The 20047-nt window shown below is 36.4% G+C and carries 21 protein-coding genes; 5 read left to right on the top strand and 16 right to left on the bottom strand.

All coding sequences use genetic code 11. The annotated features are described in order from the left end of the window. Nucleotides 1-484 precede the first annotated feature (484 nt). The gene (locus BBA02S_RS17730) at nt 485-2749 is read left to right on the top strand and encodes an ATP-binding cassette domain-containing protein (RefSeq protein ID WP_041096488.1); all 2265 of its coding nucleotides are present in this window, start codon (nt 485-487) and stop codon (nt 2747-2749) included. Here BBA02S_RS17730 and BBA02S_RS17725 read toward each other — a convergent pair. Next, nucleotides 2746-3189 (bottom strand): hypothetical protein, encoded by a 444-nt coding sequence (locus BBA02S_RS17725; RefSeq protein WP_041096490.1) that lies wholly within the window; start codon nt 3187-3189, stop codon nt 2746-2748. The genes BBA02S_RS17730 and BBA02S_RS17725 overlap by 4 nt on opposite strands. 158 nt (nt 3190-3347) lie before the next feature. Between BBA02S_RS17725 and BBA02S_RS17720 the strand changes: the two genes are divergently transcribed. Beyond that, nucleotides 3348-3593: a hypothetical protein gene (locus BBA02S_RS17720; protein ID WP_041114430.1), complete on the top strand. Its 246-nt coding sequence runs from the start codon at nt 3348-3350 to the stop codon at nt 3591-3593. Nucleotides 3594-4329: 736 nt separating this feature from the next. On the opposite strand, the gene BBA02S_RS17715 is transcribed toward BBA02S_RS17720, so the two are convergent. Both BBA02S_RS17715 and BBA02S_RS17710 read right to left on the bottom strand, forming a co-directional pair. Beyond that, nucleotides 4330-4785, bottom strand: coding sequence for a hypothetical protein (locus tag BBA02S_RS17715; RefSeq protein ID WP_041114429.1), 456 nt, complete (start codon nt 4783-4785; stop codon nt 4330-4332). Beyond that, the gene (locus tag BBA02S_RS17710) at nt 4782-4982 is read right to left on the bottom strand and encodes a helix-turn-helix transcriptional regulator (RefSeq protein WP_041096496.1); all 201 of its coding nucleotides are present in this window, start codon (nt 4980-4982) and stop codon (nt 4782-4784) included. Before BBA02S_RS17710 ends, BBA02S_RS17715 begins: the two co-directional genes overlap by 4 nt. Before the next feature lie 222 nt (nt 4983-5204). Here BBA02S_RS17710 and BBA02S_RS17705 point away from each other — a divergent pair, with 222 nt between their 5' ends. Continuing rightward, complete coding sequence (locus BBA02S_RS17705) at nt 5205-5516, top strand: immunoglobulin-like domain-containing protein (RefSeq protein WP_041114428.1); 312 nt, start codon at nt 5205-5207, stop codon at nt 5514-5516. A 548-nt stretch (nt 5517-6064) separates the two neighbouring features. Here BBA02S_RS17705 and BBA02S_RS17700 read toward each other — a convergent pair. The 8 genes from BBA02S_RS17700 to BBA02S_RS17660 all read right to left on the bottom strand — a co-directional run bounded on the left by BBA02S_RS17700 (nt 6065) and on the right by BBA02S_RS17660 (nt 14933). Further along, nucleotides 6065-6877, bottom strand: a complete 813-nt coding sequence (locus BBA02S_RS17700) for a class I SAM-dependent methyltransferase (protein ID WP_041096498.1) — start codon at nt 6875-6877, stop codon at nt 6065-6067. Between the two features lie 1805 nt (nt 6878-8682). After that, nucleotides 8683-9264 (bottom strand): CPBP family intramembrane glutamic endopeptidase, encoded by a 582-nt coding sequence (locus tag BBA02S_RS17690; RefSeq protein ID WP_041114427.1) that lies wholly within the window; start codon nt 9262-9264, stop codon nt 8683-8685. 94 nt (nt 9265-9358) lie between these two features. Next, entirely contained in the window at nt 9359-10168 is an 810-nt protein-coding gene (locus BBA02S_RS17685) for a SagB/ThcOx family dehydrogenase (protein ID WP_041096502.1), read from the bottom strand. Between the two features lie 29 nt (nt 10169-10197). Beyond that, on the bottom strand, nt 10198-11544 hold the full coding sequence (locus BBA02S_RS17680) for a YcaO-like family protein (protein ID WP_041114426.1): 1347 nt from the start codon (nt 11542-11544) through the stop codon (nt 10198-10200). Nucleotide 11545: 1 nt separating this feature from the next. Further along, nucleotides 11546-12535: a TOMM precursor leader peptide-binding protein gene (locus tag BBA02S_RS17675; RefSeq protein WP_041096506.1), complete on the bottom strand. Its 990-nt coding sequence runs from the start codon at nt 12533-12535 to the stop codon at nt 11546-11548. A gap of 18 nt (nt 12536-12553) precedes the next feature. Beyond that, nucleotides 12554-13258 carry a Rossmann-fold NAD(P)-binding domain-containing protein gene (locus BBA02S_RS17670; RefSeq protein ID WP_041096508.1) on the bottom strand — a complete coding sequence of 235 codons (705 nt, stop codon included), beginning with the start codon at nt 13256-13258 and terminating at the stop codon, nt 12554-12556. A gap of 20 nt (nt 13259-13278) precedes the next feature. Next, nucleotides 13279-14034 carry an ABC transporter permease gene (locus BBA02S_RS17665; RefSeq protein ID WP_052475094.1) on the bottom strand — a complete coding sequence of 252 codons (756 nt, stop codon included), beginning with the start codon at nt 14032-14034 and terminating at the stop codon, nt 13279-13281. After that, a complete protein-coding gene (locus tag BBA02S_RS17660) occupies nt 14031-14933 on the bottom strand; it encodes an ABC transporter ATP-binding protein (RefSeq protein ID WP_041098081.1) in 903 nt (300 codons plus the stop codon). Before BBA02S_RS17660 ends, BBA02S_RS17665 begins: the two co-directional genes overlap by 4 nt. 278 nt (nt 14934-15211) lie before the next feature. Between BBA02S_RS17660 and BBA02S_RS20395 the strand changes: the two genes are divergently transcribed. Continuing rightward, nucleotides 15212-15340 (top strand): plantazolicin family TOMM peptide, encoded by a 129-nt coding sequence (locus tag BBA02S_RS20395; RefSeq protein WP_082028107.1) that lies wholly within the window; start codon nt 15212-15214, stop codon nt 15338-15340. A gap of 62 nt (nt 15341-15402) precedes the next feature. Here BBA02S_RS20395 and BBA02S_RS17655 read toward each other — a convergent pair whose 3' ends face one another. The 5 genes from BBA02S_RS17655 to BBA02S_RS17635 form a co-directional block, all read right to left on the bottom strand. Continuing rightward, nucleotides 15403-16113, bottom strand: a complete 711-nt coding sequence (locus BBA02S_RS17655; protein ID WP_052475095.1) for a pentapeptide repeat-containing protein — start codon at nt 16111-16113, stop codon at nt 15403-15405. An 87-nt stretch (nt 16114-16200) separates the two neighbouring features. Then, a complete protein-coding gene (locus tag BBA02S_RS17650; protein ID WP_041096510.1) occupies nt 16201-16941 on the bottom strand; it encodes an ABC transporter permease in 741 nt (246 codons plus the stop codon). A gap of 5 nt (nt 16942-16946) precedes the next feature. Next, the gene (locus BBA02S_RS17645) at nt 16947-17849 is read right to left on the bottom strand and encodes an ABC transporter ATP-binding protein (protein WP_041096512.1); all 903 of its coding nucleotides are present in this window, start codon (nt 17847-17849) and stop codon (nt 16947-16949) included. A gap of 16 nt (nt 17850-17865) precedes the next feature. Next, nucleotides 17866-18162, bottom strand: coding sequence for a winged helix-turn-helix domain-containing protein (locus tag BBA02S_RS17640; RefSeq protein ID WP_041096514.1), 297 nt, complete (start codon nt 18160-18162; stop codon nt 17866-17868). Next, nucleotides 18155-18748, bottom strand: coding sequence for a hypothetical protein (locus BBA02S_RS17635; protein WP_041096516.1), 594 nt, complete (start codon nt 18746-18748; stop codon nt 18155-18157). Before BBA02S_RS17635 ends, BBA02S_RS17640 begins: the two co-directional genes overlap by 8 nt. A gap of 286 nt (nt 18749-19034) precedes the next feature. Here BBA02S_RS17635 and BBA02S_RS21370 point away from each other — a divergent pair, with 286 nt between their 5' ends. Continuing rightward, a complete protein-coding gene (locus BBA02S_RS21370; RefSeq protein WP_041096518.1) occupies nt 19035-19214 on the top strand; it encodes a DUF1611 domain-containing protein in 180 nt (59 codons plus the stop codon). The last annotated feature ends 833 nt before the right edge of the window (nt 19215-20047 follow it).

Raw genomic sequence — 20047 nt, 5'->3', positions numbered from 1 at the left:
CTTTCGGGATATATTGTCCCCACTCATCGTAACTTTTTCTACTATATAAAGAAGAAATATTTGCCCCCCTTTTAAAGAACCGCTCTGACGGATAGCGTTGTTAAAATGGTATCCTCTCTTTTATTAATATGACAAAAGGTGACATATTTAAGAATTATAATGAAAGTAGAATATCGAAAGAGTAACGAATCATGGAACAAAAAATAATTTTTGATTTAGCAACAACTTTGAATGGTTTTATTGAAAGGAAAAAACATGAAGTTGATTGGTGCATTATGGACTTCTGTTCTTCGGCCACTTCTTTTTCATTCATTGGTTTCGTCTAAAACTTTAATTTCACTATTTTGTCCTAGTTGAACTTTCTGCATCGTGAGTCTTCCAGGTGTCGAGCAAACTTAATCTGTATTAAGAACATTCACCTACTCATGACATCTATTGTCTTTATACTGTGAAAGCCAAAAAATGATTATCCGAGGTGGAGTATATGAACGTCTATGATATCGTAATTAAAGGTGCACGAGAAAACAACCTAAAAAACGTAAATATCCGCATCCCAAAGCGAAAAATCACGATTTTCACCGGAGTTTCGGGATCCGGCAAATCTTCTCTGGTCTTCGATACCATCAGCGCTGAAGCTCAGCGGCAGCTTAACGAGACGTTTTCCGCATTTATTCGCAATCGGCTGCCCCGTTTTAGTCAGCCGGATACTGATCTCATCCAGAATTTGTCTACGGCAGTGGTGATTGATCAGAAAAGGCTCGGTGGCAACTCCCGTTCTACGGTCGGTACGGTTACCGATATTTATACGATGCTCCGGCTGCTGTTCTCCAGAATCGGTAAACCATTTTCCGGCAATTCGAATGTATTCTCGTTTAACGACCCGGCTGGTATGTGCCCGAAATGCTCCGGAGTCGGACAAGTGGTGCAGGTCGATGTGGACAAGTTGCTTGATAGGTCCAAGTCGCTGAATGAAGGAGCGATCCTATTTCCCGCATTTAAAGTGGGAGGCTGGTTGTGGAATACGTATACCCATTCCGGATTGTTCGACAACGACAAGAGGCTCGCTGACTATACGCCGGAAGAATGGGAGACCCTCATTCACGGTAAGGAGAGCAAGATCGTATACTACACCAAAGGCGGCGCAATCGAATCGGATTACGAAGGCCTGCTGACCAAATTCACCCGCCTGTATTTGAAGCGGGATAGCAGCGAGCTGTCAAAAGCCAAACGCGAATCTATTGAACGGTTCCTATCCTACAGCCATTGCAGCCTTTGCGGAGGAAGCCGGCTTAATCAAGAGGCCTTGGGCTGCCGGATTAACGGTTACAACATTGCCCAATGCGCAGCGATGGAGATTGGAGAGCTTATTCGTATGATCGGTGCCATTCGTGATCCAATTGCCGGCCCAATGGTAGACGGGATACTGACCCGGCTGAACCATCTGGTCTCCATCGGGCTGGATTATCTGAGCCTGGATCGACAGACTGCAACTTTGTCGGGCGGGGAGTCACAGCGCATCAAGATGGTCCGTCACCTTAGCAGCAGCCTTACAGACATAATTTACATTTTCGACGAACCGAGCGTCGGGCTGCACCCGCGGGATGTCCATCGTCTGAACGGCATGCTGTGCCAGCTCCGGGACAAAGGGAATACCGTGCTCGTCATCGAACATGACCGCGAAGTAATTGAGATCGCCGATTACATTATTGATGTTGGACCTCATGCGGGAACCCACGGGGGAGAAATCGTCTACGAAGGCGATTTTGCAGGCTTACTCCGCGCGGATACCTTGACAGGACGGTACTTGAAGCAAAGCCTGCCCTTAAAAACTGCAACCAGGACGCCTATGGACTGGATGACCGTCACCAGTGCCATGCTTTACAATCTTAAGAATGTGAACGTCCATATCCCTGTCGGTGTAATGACCGTTGTAACAGGTGTGGCCGGCTCAGGCAAAAGCACGTTGATTAACAGAGCTTTTCTGCCGTCGCATCCGGAAGCGATTGTCATAGACCAGTCAGCCGTGGGCACATCCATTCGCTCCAATCCTGCTACTTATACTGGGATGATGGATGGAATCCGCCGGCTGTTTGCTGCAGCCAACAAGGTAAGCGCTTCCCTGTTCAGTTTCAACTCCAAGGGAGCCTGTTCCAACTGTCAGGGTCTCGGGATAATCTACACGGATTTAGCCTTTCTCGAACCGATAAGGACGTCTTGTGAAATTTGCTCTGGAAAGCGGTTTAGCGATGAAGTGCTACAGTATAAACTGAACGGAAAATCTATCAGCGACATTCTCGCTATGACAGTAAGGGAAGCTTCGGAGTTCTTCATCAGCAAGGAGGATCTGCTACGTCAATTGCAGACGCTGGAGGACGTGGGACTCGGATACGTGACGCTAGGTCAACCTTTGAATACCTTGTCGGGCGGAGAATGCCAACGCATCAAACTGGCCGGAGAGCTGAATAAGAAGGGCAATCTTTATGTGATGGACGAGCCAACAACTGGACTGCATATGTATGATATCTCCCGTCTGATGAACATTATGAACCGCCTGGTCGATGGGGGCAACACGGTGGTAGTCATCGAGCACAACCTGGATGTGATCAAGAGCGCGGATTGGATTATTGACATGGGTCCCGAGGGTGGTCACCGGGGTGGCCAAATTGTATTCGAAGGCACACCTGGCCAGCTCGCTGTTAACGAGCATTCGATAACGGGGGAGTATTTGCGTAATGCCAAAACCTGCTAGGGGGTGTCTTCCTGACAATTAAAGAGCTGTGAGAAGGAAGAGTCATTCCCTTCATGAAATGCTGTTTCACCTTTTGAGTGTAAAGAGTTCCAACCATGTATCCATGTGTACTTACTTGTAAAGAATAGATCAGTAACATACTCATATTCGAACGACCTCTTGCTTTCGCTCATTCCCTTATCTTTCATCACACGTTGCTGTAAAGGAAACGCATACTGATACGAAGAATAGTTGCTGCGGTTTTTATAATCTTTTTTCAAACTGTCATCTACATCTGCCGGAAAAAAGAAACTATGGCTTTTCTCTTTTTTCAATGTCTGAAATCCAGACTTTACACGCTCTCTCGAAGGTAATTCTAGTGGAATAAAATTTTTATCTTTAAAGTCCAGCTCTACTTTTTCGTTACACTTGCCTTTAAGCTGTAGAGCATGCCCAATCATAACAGCAATACCGGCTCTTGAGACTTTCTCATGAGCTTTTACATATCCTTTTTAATGGTATTTTTTTATATTTCAGGGTGTCATACTATCTAACCGATCTAGCCAATAGGTTTTACTGCCTAATCTTACTGTCATACATATTGAAGAAGTGATTACATATGAATCAATTAATTCAACACATCTACTCGGACGCGAAAATCTATCACTTGGAACAATGGAAAACAAAAAATATCCTCGATTGCATCAAGGACATCGACGCTGAAATGAGGCTGAATGTATACTTCTTTAACTATTCAAGCGAGTTGAACAATCTCGGAGGCACTTGGGGAATCTTTTTAAATCAACAACAAAACCCGCAGCAAATACGGCAAGACTTTGGTCAAACGGTTGGTGCTTACATTTGATAATGTCGAAAGCAAACACACACAAGACTTTCATTACTATTTCTGCGTACCTACCTTTCTGTTAGAAGAGCTCATGTCACTGCTTACACTAGACAACAGAAAAAGAGAACCAGATTGGATCATTGGAGAGATTTCTAGAGTGTTTCATGTGAACCTAGCTTCACAAAAAAACGCTTGGAATTATATAGTGTATCTGTTTAAAAGAGAAGACAAGATGGACTTTTAGAGAGGGAAAAGAGGACTTCTTTTAGTGAGGATTTCAATTAACTTCTACTGCCCAATCAATAAAAGCTTGAATATTTCCGTTCTGACTTTTTGTTACACCTCCTTTGCTTTTTGAATAGACTATGTTAGACAAAAAAACTCCAAGTCTCTTTACCAAGAGTGTCCTAACTATTTACAAGCCAGGCAAACTTCTAACATCTTTGTACACTTTTTTGAATGGTGCCTCCTATTAAGTGTACAAAGACGCTTGCATATACCAGAAGGTTCCTGGCTTTTTTGTATACTTTTTTCTGTGATTATGAACTCTATTTATTTGATAGGCACAAACCACATAAAAATGGAGTACTATACTGCCTCCTCTAATAAATATAGCCTATTAACCAAACCTTTTAATCTTCCACCCTATGAAAAGATCTAATCAATTATTAGTTCATGGGTAATCGAAAAATAGTGTAGAAAGAGGTTTATCAGTTTACCTTTCATTTATCTAATATGTGAGCAAAGATGGATTTTATAATAATTCCTTATTTTTCTTATAGGAACGCTTTAAAGAAATATAACTAGATAAAAACCACACTACACTAATACTTATCAATAAACCTAAAATTTCAAACCATTTGTCGAGACGCGTAGGTACATTAATAAAAATCAAATAGAGTGCCATAAAAATAACAACAAATCTAATCGTTCTAATGAATATAACTCTTAACTCTTTTCTGTAAGCTCTCTCTGTCGAAATGTCTGTATATTCAATACCCGATACTATATATCTTCCTGACACATAAAAGAGGAAGATAGCAAGAGCTGCTAATAAGACCGTTTCTACGTCTAGATTAAAATACTTGTTGCAGATAATCATTACAATAAGTGAAAGTAAAAGGATTATGGCGCCTTCAGAGAAAAAATATAACATCTTTTTTTCCTTATATTCATCATTTGGCAATAAGAAGGATATCCAAGACTTCATTTAGTATCGACCTCCCAAAACAGTTCATCTAAAGTTTTATTAAGTTCCTTGGCTATTGCAACGCATAACTGGAGACTGGGATTATATTCGCCCTTTTCAATAAGACCAATAGTTTGTCTAGTTACACCAATTTTTCTTGCTAGTTGTTCTTGAGTGATAGAGGCTTTAATCCTGGTTATCTTTACATTATTCTTCATTTTCCACCCTACCCGATGTAAGATATAGTTTGCATTTGCAATTTATATCTTACATCGGGTATAGCGATAAGTCAAATTTTTTCATACAAGGATTTAGATAAATCTCCCTGAGAGAATATAAAAGGAGCCGCTTTCCAAATTTTTCACTTGAATATCTTACGACCAAAAGTTATTTCAACTCGATAACCTGAACACTCATTTAACTTCCTATAAATTACATATATGTATAAAAAACTAATCTGTTATAATAAAGCCAGGAGGTGGTTTAAGATTAAAAAATGTCCAGTAACTGCTTTTTTCCTCATACTATCACTTCTTTCTCTTACTGGATGCCAAACGGATGATTCACACATTAAAGAGGAAGCTCCTATTCAAGAACGTCCTCATTCAAATAGCGGCATTCACCTATCAACTGAGAAAGAAATATATACAGCATCTGATGATGAAATCGTAGTGAACATTGAAAATGAAGGTCCTATGGAATTTAGTTATAGCGACTATTTTGCAATCGAAAAAAAGATGAATGGCAAATGATATTCCGTGCCGTTCAAAGAGGAAACCTTTAAAGGTATAGGGACCTTGCTTCAGCCCAAAACCTCACTTTCATAGCCTTTGTCACTAGGTCGATTTAAAAAAAGTTTGTCCCCAGGACAATATCGGGCTGTGAAGTCGTTTGTTCGCCCAGAAGATTACTACCTTATCCTTCAGAATGAGGAAAAAACCTTAGAGAGCGCACCTACTCTTGCTGCTTCGTTTAAAGTTGTAGAGTGAGAAATCCCCCATTAACTTCTTCCAAATTTAACTAACTTCTTCTAGAAGAGGTATCATTGTTAATCATGTAAACATTGTAAAAATGGCTGTCAGCTTTGTTGACAGCCTTAAACTATCATAACGAGTGGTTGGTTGCACCGATTAATTTTCTGTTAGTATTCTTTTGTTGCTTATTGTGAGAGGGTTTACTGCAGCACAGAGGGATGTTTAATTAATTGCCGCATAAATATAGACTTTTTAATCATTTATATGAAATTTCGTTATAACTTGAACTAGGCTCTGAAGGTTTTCTTAAATTAATGAAATCTCATTCAACTTAATTGCTTTTTAATAATCCAAGAGTGTAATAATTGAGGTATTATATGAGTTTCAGGCGTTTTTTCTTCAGAGATAGACTTTATTGCAGCTTGCAACTCTCTATTTTTTATAAGGGAGAAAAAATCATCACTGAACTGATCAAAACCTCCTATTAAGGAAGATCCTACTTTAAATGTCAATTCTTTTTCTCTTGTCACATAGACGAATAATTCTTCTAGTTCGTCTTTATTAAATGAGGCGTTATATTGGTCGTGTATGTACTTCTCCTCATCCACCGATAAACATGAATTTATCCCTTCATTCCAGCTTTCTCTGTTTAAATCCACAATGTAAATTAGCGCCTGATCTGATAAAAGCATGAATAAGTCCTTTAGAAGCTTTAAGGGATTCTCAAATAACCCAAAACATAAATGAATGAAGATCACATCATACTTTTCGCTTAATAAATGTTCATTTAATTGCTCGACATCTGCAGCAATAAATTCTGCTTCTTTTACTCTTTTTGCAGCTGTTTTGATAACATCACTTGATGCATCGATACCAGTCAGCTTTGAATTAGGTATTCTCTTCGCTAAATACTTAATACTCTGACCTTCTCCACACCCTAAATCCAAAACAGATGTTGGCTGGTGGCCGAAAAGCACATAATAATAACATAAGAAGGTTTCAATCGACAAAACCCTTATCCCTGCTGTTTCTCGTTCATCATATGTTAAGCTTATTTGTCTTTTATGCTCATTCATAAACCATGTCCGTGCTAATTTTCTTTCTGGTTTTAGACTTTCTAGTTTTTCAATAATGTTCATACTTATGACCACTCCTTTCGCTCTCACTCAAGGCACAAAATGCTATGAAATATACCTGTACTTAGCAATTTTTATTATTCTTGAGATATAGTGATACTCAGTTAACTAAAAAACGTAAAGGTGAGTAGGCTACTCCCTATAAGAAGTGACCGCATGTTTATATGTGTAGATTGCCTTTTCAAGCACAAATAAGTGTAGCCTCGAGCACGCAGACTTATCTTTGTATAAACAATACTGTTCTAGCTCTATATATTCAAATAAGCAGATACACTTATGGGTTTAAAAATTGTTTACCCCATGTGCTATGGAATTGACGTTCACCAAATCTTTATTGTTGCTTGTATCACTTCAACCAAAAAGGAGTTACTTTCTACAAACGCCCTCGCTTTTCAACCTTTACCAAAGGGCTAAATGAATTGTCATAATGGTTTTGTGAAAACAATTGTAAAGATACCTGCACGGAATCTACCAGTAAATACTGGATTACTTTGTTTAATATATTAGATGATTCCTGCAACATCTACTTTGGCGCATCCGAGAGACATAAAAGCTATCCAAAGCAAAAAAATGGATAAAAAATTTGCCAAATGGATTGCTGATCTCTCCAAGTATGGTCTTATAGCCGGAAGCTTTATACCTCCATTAGTGATTCAACAACTTCATAATCTTAAGCGTTATCACTTTAAATTGCCGAATTTTATGTCAAGTGAAAATGACCTTTTTCAAACATATAACTTGGCAATGTGATCTCGGATACGTTTGGCAAGAGTTCTATGAATATTATCCGTAAACTACTGGAATATACAACAAACATAGAATTTGAATAATGCTCTCTACGGTTCGCTTACCGTTGACAAAATTCACATGGGTTTTTTTAACTTGTTAAAAGATTACCCTTAAAATAAAATCCCTTAAGGTGTTTACTCATTTTCATGTTTACGTTTTATATTCGAATTAGAACTTGCCAATCCTCCACATTCTACTTCCTTGTTATGTTTTTTAACACAATAAATATATTCATTTTGAGGTTCATCTGCGTATATCACATAGGCATAGTTTTTAGAATAGTCTCCTGCAGCTTTATTATTAGTTACTGATTTTAAGATCGTTTTTTTATAAAAAAGCCTTCATCTGTATCTATTTATTTCTATAGTCCTGAAAAATGATAAAAAAAGGAGCTTTGTGTAGTAGATTGAAAAGAATTAGCTATGCTTTCCTCTGGGAAATTATTCTTTTTTAATAACATTTTTATTAAATTCAAAGGATACATCAGCATCTAATTATCTAGAAATATCTACTTATAATAGTAAGGGTTACATATTAATAACAAAAAAAGTAGCCAATGAAGTAACATCGATGACTGGACATACAGGAATGGCAGTTTATTATGGCAGTACCTCTTATGTTGTACATATGCCCGGTATAGGAAAAAATACTGAAAGGATATCTATTTCAAGCTGGTTCAAAAACCATTCTTCTGCTAAGGTTGAATGATATGTAAATTCCGATAAAAGAAAAACAGCATCAAATTGGGCAAAATAAAGTCTCTTATTCATGGCTACATGGATGAGAAATTCCAGAGTTGAAGCTCGCCGTCGAAAATTTTATCACGTCTGAACGAGCTATTGCACTCACAAAATCTCAAGGTTTTCACATTGCTATGCCGGAAACTACAGTAACTTAGATAAGTTTCTAACCCGTTTATAATTTTAAAAAAGTCAGCTTTGGTGGCCTTTTCGGCATGCTTTTTTAATTTAAAGCGTAATTATGGATTTATTTCAGAGTTATACTCCCCTTTGGTTGAGTTACCACTCAGTTTGAGAAGCTGGAGGAAGACTAGAAAGATGAGTTTTTCTTGTAACAGGCCGAAAAGCTTTTATTACTAAATTATGAACGATGTGAAAAACGGCAGCTCCTACGATTCCAGCATATAAAAAAGATAACCAAGCAAAAAAAGTAAAAAGTGTCATATAAGCTAAAACATTCACACCTCTTATTGACCAATGCAATAAAATGAAACCGACTGAACTAAATAGAATGACGATAGCCATAGAGTCAAAAATTTGATTTAAAATAAAAAAAGGAAAAATTAACCTCCAAAGAATTTCTTCACATAGAGCTACCATGGGAAGAAAAACAAGTGAGTCTATGCTTTTTAGCAATGCTCCCCTAAACTTAATCGTTTTCCCGTTAAACTTCCATACAATAATAGGAAGCAAAAAACCTAAGAGACCAAACAATACAATAATAGGAAGGCTCAATGAGGTTGGCAAATAATCGAGATACTCAAAACCTATTGCTGAAAGACAAACAATCGTTCCAATAATTGTAGGGATATCGTATCCTAATTGAGGATTAATCAAAAAAAATAATCGCTTATTTGTCACAATACCCTTTATCCTTAAATAAAAAAAACACTTAGAAATAAAGAGCCCTAATAGATGTATTAGGGTCCCTAGTATTAATGAAAAGAACATGTTATCAAATACCGGCCACTAAAGTATAAATCGGTGCATCATCTACTCCATTATAACCACCTATCATTTTCATCAACTCATCATCAATGAATCCCCCATAGGGTCTACTATTAATGTTCAAGGCAGTAGCAAGCAAAATCATATTTTGCATAACATGCCCAGCTTCAAGAAAGACAAAACGGTAGGAACGATGCCCATACTTAAATCTTGAACGCCAAAAGCTAGCCGACACAACAACTGAAAATGAAAATCCCTGAACAGATTCCTCCTGTAGCATAATCTCCATAAAACCTTGTTCTGAGTATTCACCAAGTTTAGTTAACCCTTTACGGTAAGGATCAAAATGATAAATCCCTTTTTCTAAAGAATCTACTTTATTCACTATTACAAATAAATCTAAAGGATATAAGGCGCCACCAGACGGTATAGGCCTTCTAGGACCTTCTGGGCGCTCTACTAACCCATAGCTTTTTTGTAAAACTGTAGACAGTTGTTCAAGCGACACTGAGCTACCTTGAAACCTTTCGATACTTCTACGATTTTCAATAACCTCATCAAGAGTTACATTCGAGTTTAATGGATCAGGCAAAGAAATAAGCGGCAAGTCATCAAATCGTTTACTTGCATGTGTAGCAATTTTTTGTAGCGTTTCCGAACGCAGTAAGGCTGCTACACCTGGGGCATCCCAAGCCATTGACGTACGATATATTTTTGTTGCCTCGAACCAATTTTCCGAAGGATCATCAAATTGCAATCTCTCATTACCATAAACTACATCCACTAAGTTAGTAGCATGACTTTCAATATTCTGCATTGTATCAAACACCTTTCATTATGTTTAATTTAAGGAAATGGGTGTGGAATAGGATTAAGTGTTTCTAATGTAAATGGCTTATCCACTAATCCTAAGTCAAAAGAATGTTTCAAAATTCTTTCTCCTCCCAGCATTCTTCCACGATAAAGAACATCTATTGGTTTAAAGCCAGGTATTATCGACTTTACGACATTAACTCCTGCATCTTTAATATCGGGGCTAGTTAAATCAAAGGTAGCCACTCTAAACCCTTTTTTACCTAGATAACCAACAAGACTACTCCATAAAATTTCAGGAGAGCGATCATCAAAAGGTTGATATGCAGCAACATCTACCATATCTTTGTTTGCTGTTAAAAAATCAGCTTCTTTCACAAGCTCAGTACCTGCATACAACTTTATATGATCTTCAAAGCTATTAATATCTTTGAAATAATCTACATTAACCAGCGCATTTCCTAAACGCTGTTCTGTTTTCATCCAAGTACGTGTATACATTCCCTCAACCGCTGCTTTTTCACAAGCTCGTTCAATCGAGTGAGCAGAAGCGGCTCCAATAGCAAAAGGAGCTAAATCAGTATGTGGATTACGAATTACAGCTAAAATAGACGGTATACCAGAGAAAACAGTCATATCGATTAAATGTAAATCTAATGAAGTCGGTTTAATATAGCGCTCGTAAAACTTTTTTAATCGCAAAGAAGAATTAATATCAATTTGCGGCAGACTCAATTTATTGTACCAAGTCAGCATAAAAGCATCTCTTTCGACTGTTTCAAATAATCCTGAAATAGCAGCTTCTTCAAATGTAATACCACAAGCTAAACCATTACTTGTTGCATGACCAATATTCGAGTCTCCAGGCCAATCAGTATAACTGGCAATATGGGTTAATTGTGCTGGAGTCCATACTTCTTCCCCAGTATCAGCATAGATTCCTTTTCTCCACCATAGCTTTGTATCTTCATTCCATATCTCATGAGGAAACGCAGGATCTTGATATTGCTCAGGTGCATATAATTGCCACTGAGCAAAACCAATTACTTTTTTTCCTTCTGTAATTAATGATTTTTGAGATCCATAATGCACATCTTTGGAATCAAGTGGCAAATATGCTGCACTATATCTTTCAACAGTTTCGCCAATCGCTGCTAATCGAGCTGCTGCTGCATTTTCAGATCCCCCGCCATTGTAGGAATTAGAAGGTATTCCAAATAAAATTTTACTATCTGTTCCATGAGCACCGTAAGAATGACCCCACACATCATCAACATCTCTAAGTTTTCTATATTCTCGTCGAACGATACCAACATAAGGATCTGCTAAACCATCCAGTATTCTCCAGGACTCTTCCAGTGTTGTCCATTTACTTGTCATATTATTTATTCACCTCGCCATGATACCAAACTTGAGGAAAACCAGTATCCGCTGTTGGAGAACATTTAGGACAACGCGGAACTCTATAAACTCGATGATTGTTAAACGAAATTCCTTTATCATCCAAGTTAATGGTTGCAAAACCACCAGGCATAGCACTTGGAGCATGATCACGCAATGCAATCCATTCTGTAATCAGATTACTAGCAATTCCTATTTGCACGAGATTAATTGGTTGATTATAGACAGGTTGAGTATTCACATTCACTGGCTGAATTTTCATTAATTCTGAACGGAATACTTCATCAGAAAAGTTAGCTGATTTCCTTAGTTTATAGCAATGCAAACAAGCTGATTGATGGGGAATAAAAAAAGGTCCTATCCATGCAGTTTGACCATCATACGGAACTAAGCTCAACCAAGGAGTATGATCTTCCAATGCCTGATCGTTTACTTCTTCTAACAATGGATCTAAATGAGAAGTTCCCACTGCGATTCTAATACTTGGCTTTTCCTCAGATTGTCCTCTCATAAAAACATTTAGATCAGATTCTTTCAAATTCTCAATAATCCTTTTTGCTAATATATTATTCTCACGAGCGACAACTTCAATCCCACTAGTATTGATTCTATGTAAAATGTTATCTAGTGTAACTTGTCCACCAGCTCGTTCGTATGCTAACAATGCTGTACTATTAAAATTTGATTCTGATTTGACGCATATTCCATTAGCTACAAAAAACTCCAAAACACTTTCAAGTTGTCCTTGGTCAACATCAAAACTCTGCTCCAGTTCTTCAATAGAGACACCATTATCTCTAGCTAAAAACCCCGAAATGTTTTCGATAAAATCTACTACTCCTTCGCCATCAATCTTTGTAATAAATTGTGCTTTAAATCCTAGTAAACTGCCCCTTAAGTTACCTAATGTAATATGAGGAGCTAACTTATACCTGACATTTTTTTGTTGAGTACATTCCTGTACAGTCATTCTTTTTCCTCCTTCATTTTAAGCTAATTCTTTATTTTTAAATAACTGGGCAACTTGTGGTTTTTGTCCAATTATTTTTTCCAATATTGTGGTAGCTGGCGCTAATCGAATATCTGAAGACTGCTCTTGAAAATCTACTAACCATTCAATCACATCGAAAGGCATTTTATTTTGCATTAAAATATCCGTTATTTCTTTTTTTGATTTACATTGCATATCAATTGTCATTTCTAGATCGCTCTCGAAAATATTTTTTAGTTCCTCCATTGAGATAGTCTTTGGACCAGTTAATTCAAAAGCCTTTCCAGCTCTACTTCTTATGTCTTCTTTCGAAATCAAGCATGCTTTGGCAACATCTTTAGAATTAATCCAATTAACTCCTTTAGGAGAAAATGCTGTTAACAGTTTTCCAGTAGCCCCAGCCCAACCTCGATATAATTCAATGTTTATATCCAATGGAGATGTTCGATATAAAATACTTTGGTTATATCGCTGAAGCAATTCCCCTTCTAATGAACCTAGTAGGTCGTTTAACTCTATTCTCCGATTAGATAGGATGATTGTTTCAGCCTGTAAATCCATGCCGTTAATGAAATATTCCAAATCATACCTTACTGCACCACCTAAATCGATAATCTGGGTAGGATGATCTTCAACTGATGCAGCCATTTTTTCTAGTATCTTTTTAAATGGTTCTCTAATTCCCAAATATTTAATAATCAATTACGAAGCACCTCCTAAATCTAATACTCTCGATCCACCTCATTCTTCAGCCTGATAGTAATAGTAATGAGTAAGAAGATCATCCAGAGACTCCAACCAATCAAGCCTTTATACGGAATATCATGATTAATACCAGTTCCCCAAGAAACAATTTCTAAAGAAGATCGCGAAGGCAACCAATAAGATATTGTGTTAAATAGCTCATTGAATGTTTCTGGAGGAATAAATAATCCTCCCCCAAAAGCAAAGATAAGCATCAATATTTGTACAATTGCGACAGCCGCTTTCGATACTGTATAGTAACCAATCACAACCCCTAATAGCATAAAGGGAATGGATGTAATGATTAGTAGGATAAAGCCAATAATGAATTCCCCTAATTGCATGCTAGCATTAGTCAACAAAATGGCCATCGTTACTAAAGGAATTACAGAGATTAAGGATAATACTCCTGAAGATAATAGATACGATAAAAGAATCGAATTTTGCCCAACCGGTAATGATCGTGTGTAAGATCCCCATGGCCGTTCTCTAGCTTGAGAGATTTCTACTGCAAAATGAAATAACGAATTAACCATTACTCCAAAAATCACAAGAGCAATTACTGCTTTTGTAACGGCATCCGAGGATGCTCCAGATGACTGTTGCGGTAAAACAAAAAATAATAAACCAATCGTTGGTGAGATTAAACTCATTACAATACTAATGGGAATACGGAATGCTTCTAATAATTGAAATCTGGCATGAAGAGAAGCTAAATAAATTGTATTTTTCACTGTGATACCTTCCCTTTTTCTTCAGAGCTCGCCATAAAGTATTGATCTAATCGATCTTCAAAAACCTTCAGATCTTGAAAATCTTCATCTATCATGACAATTTCTCTAATTAATTGTTCTGATTGAAAAGATTTCAAAATAAGATGTTCACCATCAATGGAATAAGACTCTACACTTGGCAAATTCACGAAAGTGTTTGGATTTTTAGTTTTTAATACAATATTTTTCATTTGAGCTTTATTTCTAATTTGACTAAGTGACTCATCAAGGTGTATTTCGCCGTTATCAATCTTTACTATTCTTTGTGCGAGGTTCTCTATATCTTCAGAATAATGACTTGTAACGATAACTGTTGTACCTTTTAAATGCCGCTTTTTGATAATTTCCCAGAGAGTATCTCTAGTATTCATATCTAAACCAGCAGTTGGTTCATCTAACAGTACTAATTCAGGGTTTCCTGAAAAAGATAAGCATGCTGATAACAATCTTTTTTGACCACCTGATAACCCACCAACTTTTTGATCAGCAATATTAGTTAATTTAAACTCCTCTATTAACTCTTCAAGACTATCTTGATCTAGATAATGCTTTCTCACAAAATCAATTAGTTCTTTTGCTTTAAATGTTTCTGGCAAGCTAATTGATTGAGGTGATACTCCTAATTTTGTTCTGAATTTTGGATGACTAGGGTTTCCTCCAAATAGCTTAACAATTCCCGAAGTTGGTCTTTTGATTCCTTGAATCATAGATATTAATGTTGTTTTTCCCGCTCCGTTAGGACCAACTATTCCTACTGATTCACCCCTTCTAATAGTTAAATTGATATTCGATAAAACTTCTTTTTTACCAAAAAACTTACTAATTTCTCTTAAATTTACAATAATATCATTTTTTTCCATAAACCCATTAAACCACACATTTATTTTCTAATCAATCTATATTTTTTGAAATTTTGTATTGTTTTTACATTTCATCCCTGCTAAAAGCCTAGTATATAAGTACATAACTTCTATCAGAAAAACATGGATTAAACTAACTCATTATTGTTAATATGAGGAATTTAACACTAAAATAACCATTTATGGAAAAAAAGGGTTGACACCAAGGATGGATTGCTACAAAATACAAATTGTATCGACCGAATATTCAGTCGATACAAAATATACAGGAGGTATGGATGATGAAAAAAATCACAGTTCCAACTACACTAGCTGTTAGCGTACATGGAGAAGGTCAGCACTTATTTGAGCCAATGGCAGCTCGCTGTACTACTACAACGATCATTTCAAGTTCATCTACGTTGTAAGTCTTCACAAAGCAGACTGATTTGAGTCAATCTCTGATTGGTCTGCTTTTATTTTTTATAGGTTAGAAGGTCTCAACCTTAGATAAGTCAACACGTTCCCCTTGTAGAAAACGAAAAGTAATCTTATCCATTTTGGCTCCTTCGCAATTTATTTTTGATAAGGTGCTAGAATTAAACTGAACGTTTATTAAAGTTGCATTTTTTAAAGATATTTTTTGCATATAGCAATTGTCAAAAGTTGTATTGGATAGTGTGGAGTGATCTAATTGAATATTAGCTAGGGTAGAACCAGAAAACGAAGTATCAGAAATTTTACAGCCACTTAAATTTGCATTGACTAGATCATTTTTTTTAAATGAAGTTTGCATGATAGTGGATTGATTAAATTGAACATTTTTAAAATAACATTTATCAAAAGTAAGATAGGATATTATATTTTGTTGAATACTTGAATTTATCAAATCACATTTAAAATAATTTGCGTTGACAAAAGCAATATTATCTATGTATTCATTTTGAAAATATTTATTTTTATAGCTAATCGTTTTATTTTGATCTATTGATAAACCCTTTAGGTCAATGGGTATTTCACCCAACACTACTTTCCTCATTATCTCCTGATATATCACTTGATCTTCAAGACCTTCTTCTTCTAAATCACGATAGAGATTCTCAAGGTGAAATAAAAACTTTGCTTTTTTTTCTAAAAAATGACTATCCTCTTTATATGGTCTGAAGTAACTATCAGTAAACAGATTTAATTTTTCTAACATAACTTTAACCATCCTTTAAATTTATTGAGGCTGCGAGTGTAATCACTTCATCACAGCCTCTTGAATTTGAACCTTCAAACGATATTTTTAGCTTCTCGCCATCTTAATATAACCTCTATAGCCAACCAAAGAAAGCGCAAATCCTAAGACTGAGTAGCCAATCAAAACAAGTGCAACGGTCCCTAAACCTTCCCCGCCCGGCAGAGTTGAAACAAATTGTACTAACCCTTGATGAGCCCAGTATTGCGGCAAAATGAACCCAATCGTTTGAAGGTAACCAGGAAGCTGCTCAAAAGGAGTCCATAAACCACATGTGACAGCTGTCACCAGAGCGATAATGTTCGTCATGACTAGTCCTGTATTTTCTGTTTTAGCATATAGAGCGATTGCCACTCCCCAGGAGGTAAGCCAAATAGAAATTAATAAAGTGACTATCAGATAAGAAGCATAATCAGTAATTTGAATATCATAGAGATAGACTCCGATGGCTGTCAGGAAAAGTATTTGTAATACAATGATGATAAAAAAAGGAATACATTTGCCAAGAAAAAAGCTATAAGTCTTTAGCGGGGTACTGGCTAGTCTAGCGACCATCCCTTTCTCTCGGTCTTTCACAAAGCTTATCACAATTGAAATAATAACAAAGGTAGAAAAGAATACACTCATTCCTGTGATCGATTGTGAAGCTACAAGTGTTTTTTGAGTACTGTTTTTTGAAAATAACTCAATCAGTATAACAATCGTAACGATCGGCAGCAGCAGGGTCCAAAAGAGTAAAGATTTATCTTTTATTTGCTTTTTTGCTTCTATTTTAGTCAACGGCCACATATTCGTCACTTCCCTTTTTCGTTTTGATCTCGCAAATCAGTACCAGTTAGTTGAAAAAATAAATCCTCTAACCGCGGCTTAAAGAGTGATAGTTGTTCTGGTATAAACTCATGGTCTCTGCTTAATTTAACAAGTTCCGTAAATGTTTTTAACGGATCATTGGTTTGGATAATAACACCTGTTTTATATGGAGCGAACGTAAAATTTTCTTTGGACAATAATTTTGCTGAATCCTCTGCTTCAAAATACACTGCAGTATTCGCATAACGATTTAAAAGTTCTTTGATTTCTCCTTTCTCAACAATATTGCCTTTATCGATAAACGCAACGTAATCGCACAAATTTTCAATCTCTTCCATGTAATGACTTACATAGATCATCGTTTTTTCTTGCTGTTTTAACTGGTTAACAATATTAAAAATATAGCGTCGAGACTGCGGGTCAACGCCTACGGTTGGTTCGTCTAAAATAATTAATTCTGGATCATGCATCAGTGCACAGCCAATATTCAATCGACGCTTCATCCCTCCTGAAAAGCTTTCCACTATATCATCGGCTCTATCTAACAAACCAATGTCTTTCAATATTCGTTCTGCTTTTTTCTTTAAAGGGCTTCCTTTTAATCCATGAATTTGACCAAAAAACTCCAAGTTTGTTCTAGCAGTCAATGTTTCCTCTAAACTGATGTCTTGAGGAACATACCCTAACGTTCCTTTCGAACCACCAATGTATTTGATTTTGCCTTCATAGGATCTAATAATTCTCGAAATAATTTTTATCAGGGTAGATTTCCCAGAACCATTAGGACCAATTAACCCGTAACACGTCCCCTTGGGAATAGTAAGCAATACATTGTTCAACGCTTTGTTTGTTCCGTAGGATTTGCTTACTTTCTCAACCTGCAACACACCGCATCTTCCTTTCTTAACCGTTGTTTTTTAAGATCGCTTCAATCGTTTTAATATAGTTTTTATAAGCTTGAACGCCAAGATCAGTAACCTGTATAATCGTTTTTGGTTTTTTTGCTACAAATGTTTTAGTAACTTGAATGTATTCTGCTTCCTCTAACTTCTTTAAATGAGAGCCTAGGTTCCCATCAGTAATCCCTAATGACTTCTTCAATAACGAGAAGTCACAACTTTCGTATGCCATGAGTAAACTCATAATTCCTAAACGAACCTTTGCATGAATTAAATCATCTAACTCGTTGACATTACTCATTTCCATGCCCTTTTCGTTTCAAAATCAGCCCAGTCAGCACCAAGCTTCCGCCGCCAATTACGGCAAAAATAATATTCATGACATTAGGGAAAAATAAGAAGGTAATCATTCCGAGAACACTAAGCCAAACACCCATGAAGAAAATTTCTTTCGTTAATACAATACCTAGCAAAAGGTACATAATTGAAACAACTAAAACAATGTAAAACAATATGTTTTCAAACGTATATGGCAAGAGATTAGAATAGATAAGGAAAAGAAAAACTCCCAAGATGATAAACAGCCCTATCCAGGCATACCTTAACTGGGCTCTCAAAAATAATGGCAGCGGGTCTGTTTTACCTTGCTTCATATATATTGTTAATGTAATAGCCCATCCAATAATCCCTAAAGTAAACCAAGAAACGCCAATCGAAAAAGCACTCAAATCAAATGATGGCATAGGGTAAGCAATCATCCAAATAATCCCCCATACAATAAAATAAATGCTCGTTTGATTACAATATTCGGTTTTGTAATTCGTAAGGGTTTTAATGTGAGAAAGATTTTCTAGAATTTCTGACCTGGTATAATTCTGATCTGACATTTTTTATCTCCTTTTCAACAAAGTACTCTGCAAAACAAAGTTTATATTATTTATATATCTTTGTAAAGTGAGAATTTCCACATTTTTTCAATTTCATACAAAAAAGGTATTAGTTCCTAGTGGTACTAGAATTTCTTTCTTCTAAAACAAAGTTGATACGGGAGCCTGGCAATTATGAGGTAATTGCCATCATTGATAGCAGCAAACTTGGAAGAGATAGATGTGGGAATATGCCTAGATAATCTAGTTTAATGGATTTCCGCTATGCAAAAACTGAGAGAAAGCAATGTTTTATTCTGAACAAAAGCCGGATAATTTCATTCTTGGCATTGCACCCGCTGATGCCTTCTTACAATTGACTGAAAGAGAAGTTATTATCCAAGCGATGAAATTCGGTATGAATATTATTAACACTCTTCAAGAATTTCTAACCGATGACAAGGCCAGATCAATAAAGAATAAGTGAAAGAACTAACGGATACTTTTTAAATTTGCGACCTGCTGTTAAGTTCGATTGCTCTAAAAATGGATCAGTGAGTAAAAGCTATCTTTATCAAGCTTCTTATTTTCAAATGTATAGCCTGGTGATTGAAAATATTTTATACAAGCGAAATATCTTCTTCACTTCCTGCCCACCATTTTTTAATACAGCTCGTTTCCCGCAATCTGGTCAGTTGATTGTGCGTAAGAAAAGCCTTGCCGAATCATGAAGATTGACTGTGAAAGAATATCTATTGTATTTGTAGTATGCAACGCAGTCACAATTGAATGCCCTGCCTGTTTTGGCAGTATCGAGTATTTCTGCTGCTTCCCATCCCCGTGTTTCCGATACAATTATCTATTTTGGAAAGTTCCGCAGCCCGGCTTTTTCAAGGCCATAAATGGCGGTTTTATTATCGTGGTCATCAGATAAAAGAGTCTGCCTTTACCTTCTAAGTCATCTATTATTAAAGCCCCCTCTTTTAAGTTATCCATACGCTGCTTCTAGATATCCTCCTATTTTAAAGCCTGTCGATGGTTTTCTTTTTGAATGGCACTGCTACTCTCTTTGTCATTAATTATGGATGCCTTCGTTTCAGCTTATACAATTAAAAGGGAGAAAACAGTTAGAAATAGAGTCGATAGTATGAGTTTTTCATTGTCCTCCCCTTATATTAAGTAAAATGTATTATCTAGAAAAAATTTAACAAATATTAGAACAACGACCAAATTTTGTGCAAAAAAGGTAAAATAATAAATGTAGCAATAATTATGATGAAGGAGGAAAAAATGAAAAAAATAATCGTGTTATTTACAACT

The organism is Bacillus badius NBRC 15713 (assembly GCF_001591605.1).
Classification (GTDB): domain Bacteria; phylum Bacillota; class Bacilli; order Bacillales; family Domibacillaceae; genus Pseudobacillus; species Pseudobacillus badius.
The sequence above is the reverse complement of the archived record's forward strand: the minus strand, read 5'-3'. Positions and strand labels throughout refer to the sequence as shown.

Excerpts from the sequence above, each read along its gene's own strand:
- BBA02S_RS17730 (WP_041096488.1), top strand. The coding sequence starts at position 485 with ATGAACGTCTATGATATCGTAATTAAAGGTGCACGAGAAAACAACCTA.
- BBA02S_RS17725 (WP_041096490.1), bottom strand. The coding sequence starts at position 3,189 with ATGATTGGGCATGCTCTACAGCTTAAAGGCAAGTGTAACGAAAAAGTA.
- BBA02S_RS17720 (WP_041114430.1), top strand. The coding sequence starts at position 3,348 with ATGAATCAATTAATTCAACACATCTACTCGGACGCGAAAATCTATCAC.
- BBA02S_RS17715 (WP_041114429.1), bottom strand. The coding sequence starts at position 4,785 with ATGAAGTCTTGGATATCCTTCTTATTGCCAAATGATGAATATAAGGAA.
- BBA02S_RS17710 (WP_041096496.1), bottom strand. The coding sequence starts at position 4,982 with ATGAAGAATAATGTAAAGATAACCAGGATTAAAGCCTCTATCACTCAA.
- BBA02S_RS17705 (WP_041114428.1), top strand. The coding sequence starts at position 5,205 with ATGTATAAAAAACTAATCTGTTATAATAAAGCCAGGAGGTGGTTTAAG.
- BBA02S_RS17700 (WP_041096498.1), bottom strand. The coding sequence starts at position 6,877 with ATGAACATTATTGAAAAACTAGAAAGTCTAAAACCAGAAAGAAAATTA.
- BBA02S_RS17685 (WP_041096502.1), bottom strand. The coding sequence starts at position 10,168 with ATGCAGAATATTGAAAGTCATGCTACTAACTTAGTGGATGTAGTTTAT.
- BBA02S_RS17680 (WP_041114426.1), bottom strand. The coding sequence starts at position 11,544 with ATGACAAGTAAATGGACAACACTGGAAGAGTCCTGGAGAATACTGGAT.
- BBA02S_RS17675 (WP_041096506.1), bottom strand. The coding sequence starts at position 12,535 with ATGACTGTACAGGAATGTACTCAACAAAAAAATGTCAGGTATAAGTTA.
- BBA02S_RS17660 (WP_041098081.1), bottom strand. The coding sequence starts at position 14,933 with ATGGAAAAAAATGATATTATTGTAAATTTAAGAGAAATTAGTAAGTTT.
- BBA02S_RS20395 (WP_082028107.1), top strand. The coding sequence starts at position 15,212 with ATGATGAAAAAAATCACAGTTCCAACTACACTAGCTGTTAGCGTACAT.
- BBA02S_RS17655 (WP_052475095.1), bottom strand. The coding sequence starts at position 16,113 with ATGTTAGAAAAATTAAATCTGTTTACTGATAGTTACTTCAGACCATAT.
- BBA02S_RS17650 (WP_041096510.1), bottom strand. The coding sequence starts at position 16,941 with ATGTGGCCGTTGACTAAAATAGAAGCAAAAAAGCAAATAAAAGATAAA.
- BBA02S_RS17640 (WP_041096514.1), bottom strand. The coding sequence starts at position 18,162 with ATGAGTAATGTCAACGAGTTAGATGATTTAATTCATGCAAAGGTTCGT.
- BBA02S_RS17635 (WP_041096516.1), bottom strand. The coding sequence starts at position 18,748 with ATGTCAGATCAGAATTATACCAGGTCAGAAATTCTAGAAAATCTTTCT.
- BBA02S_RS21370 (WP_041096518.1), top strand. The coding sequence starts at position 19,035 with ATGTTTTATTCTGAACAAAAGCCGGATAATTTCATTCTTGGCATTGCA.